Origin of the sequence: uncultured Lamprocystis sp., from assembly GCF_903933125.1 — a bacterium.
In the GTDB taxonomy this organism is placed as follows: domain Bacteria; phylum Pseudomonadota; class Gammaproteobacteria; order Chromatiales; family Chromatiaceae; genus Thiodictyon.
This window is the reverse complement of the sequence record NZ_CAIZIZ010000019.1, coordinates 1-2,654: the sequence shown is the minus strand read 5'-3', so window position 1 is coordinate 2,654 and position 2,654 is coordinate 1. Positions and strand designations below refer to the sequence as shown.

The 2,654-nt window shown below is 64.6% G+C and carries 5 protein-coding genes and 1 pseudogene; 3 read left to right on the top strand and 3 right to left on the bottom strand.

Translation table 11 applies throughout. The features are described from left to right. Both QZY03_RS00890 and QZY03_RS00885 read left to right on the top strand, forming a co-directional pair. A pseudogene (locus tag QZY03_RS00890) lies at positions 1-105 on the top strand (transposase); the annotation flags it as partial. A gap of 157 nt (positions 106-262) precedes the next feature. Next, complete coding sequence (locus QZY03_RS00885; RefSeq protein ID WP_295577253.1) at positions 263-514, top strand: hypothetical protein; 252 nt, start codon at positions 263-265, stop codon at positions 512-514. 65 nt (positions 515-579) lie between these two features. On the opposite strand, the gene QZY03_RS00880 is transcribed toward QZY03_RS00885, so the two are convergent. Genes QZY03_RS00880 through QZY03_RS00870 form a run of 3 tightly spaced genes read right to left on the bottom strand, consistent with a single transcriptional unit; the run spans position 580 to position 2,366 of the window. After that, on the bottom strand, positions 580-966 hold the full coding sequence (locus QZY03_RS00880; RefSeq protein ID WP_295577255.1) for a nucleotidyl transferase AbiEii/AbiGii toxin family protein: 387 nt from the start codon (positions 964-966) through the stop codon (positions 580-582). Between the two features lie 23 nt (positions 967-989). Continuing rightward, positions 990-1,436 carry a nucleotidyl transferase AbiEii/AbiGii toxin family protein gene (locus QZY03_RS00875; protein WP_295577251.1) on the bottom strand — a complete coding sequence of 149 codons (447 nt, stop codon included), beginning with the start codon at positions 1,434-1,436 and terminating at the stop codon, positions 990-992. Beyond that, the gene (locus QZY03_RS00870; RefSeq protein ID WP_295577249.1) at positions 1,437-2,366 is read right to left on the bottom strand and encodes a hypothetical protein; all 930 of its coding nucleotides are present in this window, start codon (positions 2,364-2,366) and stop codon (positions 1,437-1,439) included. It abuts the gene before it with no gap. Positions 2,367-2,442: 76 nt separating this feature from the next. Here QZY03_RS00870 and QZY03_RS00865 point away from each other — a divergent pair. Continuing rightward, positions 2,443-2,654, top strand: a 212-nt coding sequence (locus QZY03_RS00865; protein ID WP_295577246.1) for a hypothetical protein, incomplete at its 3' end; no start/stop codon positions are given.

The following is a 2,654-nucleotide window of genomic DNA, read 5'->3' as shown; positions in this document are numbered from 1 at the left end:
CTGCATGTGCGCAAGGCGACCCGCGCCGAGCCGGCGCAGTTGGCGATCATCCAGGCGCTGGGCAGCGATCCCAGTCCGGGAGGGATACAGAAAATGACTGTCTGAACCGTCCGGTTTCACAAAATTTCACGAATGTAGTGCTACTGACCAATTTTTTCCGCTGTAAGCGGATGATCTTAAGAGAGAAATAATCTGAGGTGTTAAACTTGGGCTAAGCTAGCATGGATTCCGAGCGCTGGCCCGTAACGTGGAGCCCGCGTCCTTGGCGACGGGAAAGCCCAACGTTGCCGGGTCCAGACGGGCCGCCGAGACCGACCAGGCGGCGGCGTTGTTGGCCCGGTCACCTGCCACCCAGCGCCCCGACGCTGCTGGGCGGGATCGTCGCGCGGTGCGGTGGGCGCGCGATCCGCGCCCGGCGTGGGATCAGTCCGGCAAGGGGGTCGGCGTCGGCGGCAAGGCGCGCCAGTGCCGTGGTGTCGTTGGGGGTCTGCTCGGGATGCGCGCAATTTTTTAGCACACGCTGGTAGGTTTCCAGTCAGACCCGCGCAAGAGCGCGGTCAAGGTGACGGGTCTCGGCGATCAGCCTTGCTCCCAAGGCAAGGACCGGTAAAAGGCTTCAACAAAGCCATACACCGCATCGAAATCCGGCAAATCGCCCTCGATCTCGCTGGCGAGATTGTTGTACTCGGCCCGCGACCGGCGGATGATCTCGGGGTTGCCCATGGCGTCAGGACCGACCGCCAGGTCGCGCGCCCGCGCCTTCGCCACCAGCCGTTCGAGAATCCGCGCTCGGATCGGTGGGTCGTCCCGTAACGGGTGATCGCTCAGCAGGTAATGAAGGTCGTAGATGTCCTGACGGCGGATCCGGTTGCGGACCTCCTGTTGGAGAAGCGCCCACAACTTCTCGGCGACCAGTTCCACCAGGCTGTCGGTCCGGATAACGCTGCCGGCTTCGAGCGCGAACAGGTCAGTCTCGCCGACTGGCTCATTCAGGCTGTCGTCGAGCCGGATCGTCGTCGGCGGCGGGCCAGCAGGCGCTGGTGGGCGTTGCGGTCATCCTTGTCGGCGTAGCCGATGGTCACCTGGATGGTCGGGAAGGTCGCATCGGCGCGCGGCGGGCTTTGCTTGCAACGCTGGATACGGCAATCCAGGCCATACCCCAGCCGCTCGACCGCACCAATCAGCGTCTGCTCCAGGATTTCCCGGAAGGCATCAAGGTCAAAATCCCGCAACGGCATGTGGGTGGAGAAAGCGATGTCCCGGGTGTGGCGCTGGCTACGGTAGCGCAGTGCGAGCAGGACGCCGCCTTTCATGACCATGGCGGTTTGAAGGTCCGGCGTCCCGGCAATGGCGGCGAGGATGGTATGCACCGCCTGGCGGAAGGGACGGTCGTCCGGGCTTTGGTCGACCCACTCCCGGATCGCGATCGGCTCCACTTACGCCTCCTCGGCTGCGTCGGCCTCGTCAATATTGATGGACAGGCACCAGGTCTCGGAAAATCGCGGGCTGTAGCCGGCCTGAGCGTAGAGCTTGCGGGAACCGCCGCGCTGCGCGAAGGCCCGCCAGGCGTCAAAGGCCGGATGGGCGAGCTTGAGCCGCTCGGCGAGGACGTAGCCCGCTCGCACCTTGTCGATGTTCGTTCCGTGGCGGTCGATCTCATCGACGATGAGGCGCAGATAGCGCGGCGCCTCGGCGGCATAGCGGTCCATGACATGGTAGATGCCGCCGCACGAGTCAGGCGCGCGGAGCATGTCGAGAAAGGTGCGCCCGATGGTGGCGACGCGCCGTGGTTTGCCCTGCACGGTCACATAGGCCCCGGGGTCGCGCTGAACGCTGGTATGGACGCTGATGACCTTGCGGTTGATTTTGTCGAGTCGCAAGCGGCGCAGCGGCGGCAAGCCGGCTTGGAGGTAGGTGGCGAGCCCCTCCGCCCCGAGCGCCTTCTGCATGGACTCGGTCGCCCGCCGGCCCCACTGCGGCGCGGGCAAGGAGGTCACGAACAGCAGCTTGGGCAAGCGGTCGGTGAGGCCGTGGTAATCCATGGCGCTCAGGTGCGAGAGATAACAAAACGGGTCGACGCAGCACAGGATATCCTCCGCTGCGGCCTGATCCTGGCCGAGCACGACCCACACGTCCTTGTTCGACACCGCCGGCGTCTGCTGGAGGATGCCCTCCGTCACCAGGGCCGCGACGAGCCGCGTGAACTGGGCGCGTTCGGGACGCGCGGCCGGCATCCCGTCCAGCGCCTCGCCGCGATAGGTCTTGGCTTCATACAGACGAAACACCAGGCTCCCAAGTTGATAGTCGGTCACGACCGGCTGGTGGAGCCGGCCGATTTCCAGGGCGATGGCGGTGCGAAACTCCACTAAGGTGATTTCCGAGGAAATTTATACCACTGTATGCGATAGTAGTGGCGTGTTAAGAAACGACGACTCCAAGCGCATGATCGCGAGTACCGACCCGACACCGTTAGCCGTGCTCAGCGCGGACCATCGCGAGGACATCAAACTGGCTGCATCGCGCATGGTCCCGATCAAGCGGCGGACGTTCCAGGCGGCGATGGCCGTGAAGTACTGCGCCGGCAGTGCGCGCCAAGCCGAAGCGGTCTTTGGCTGGAGTCGCCAAGCCGTCACGCTGGGGTTACACGAGTTACG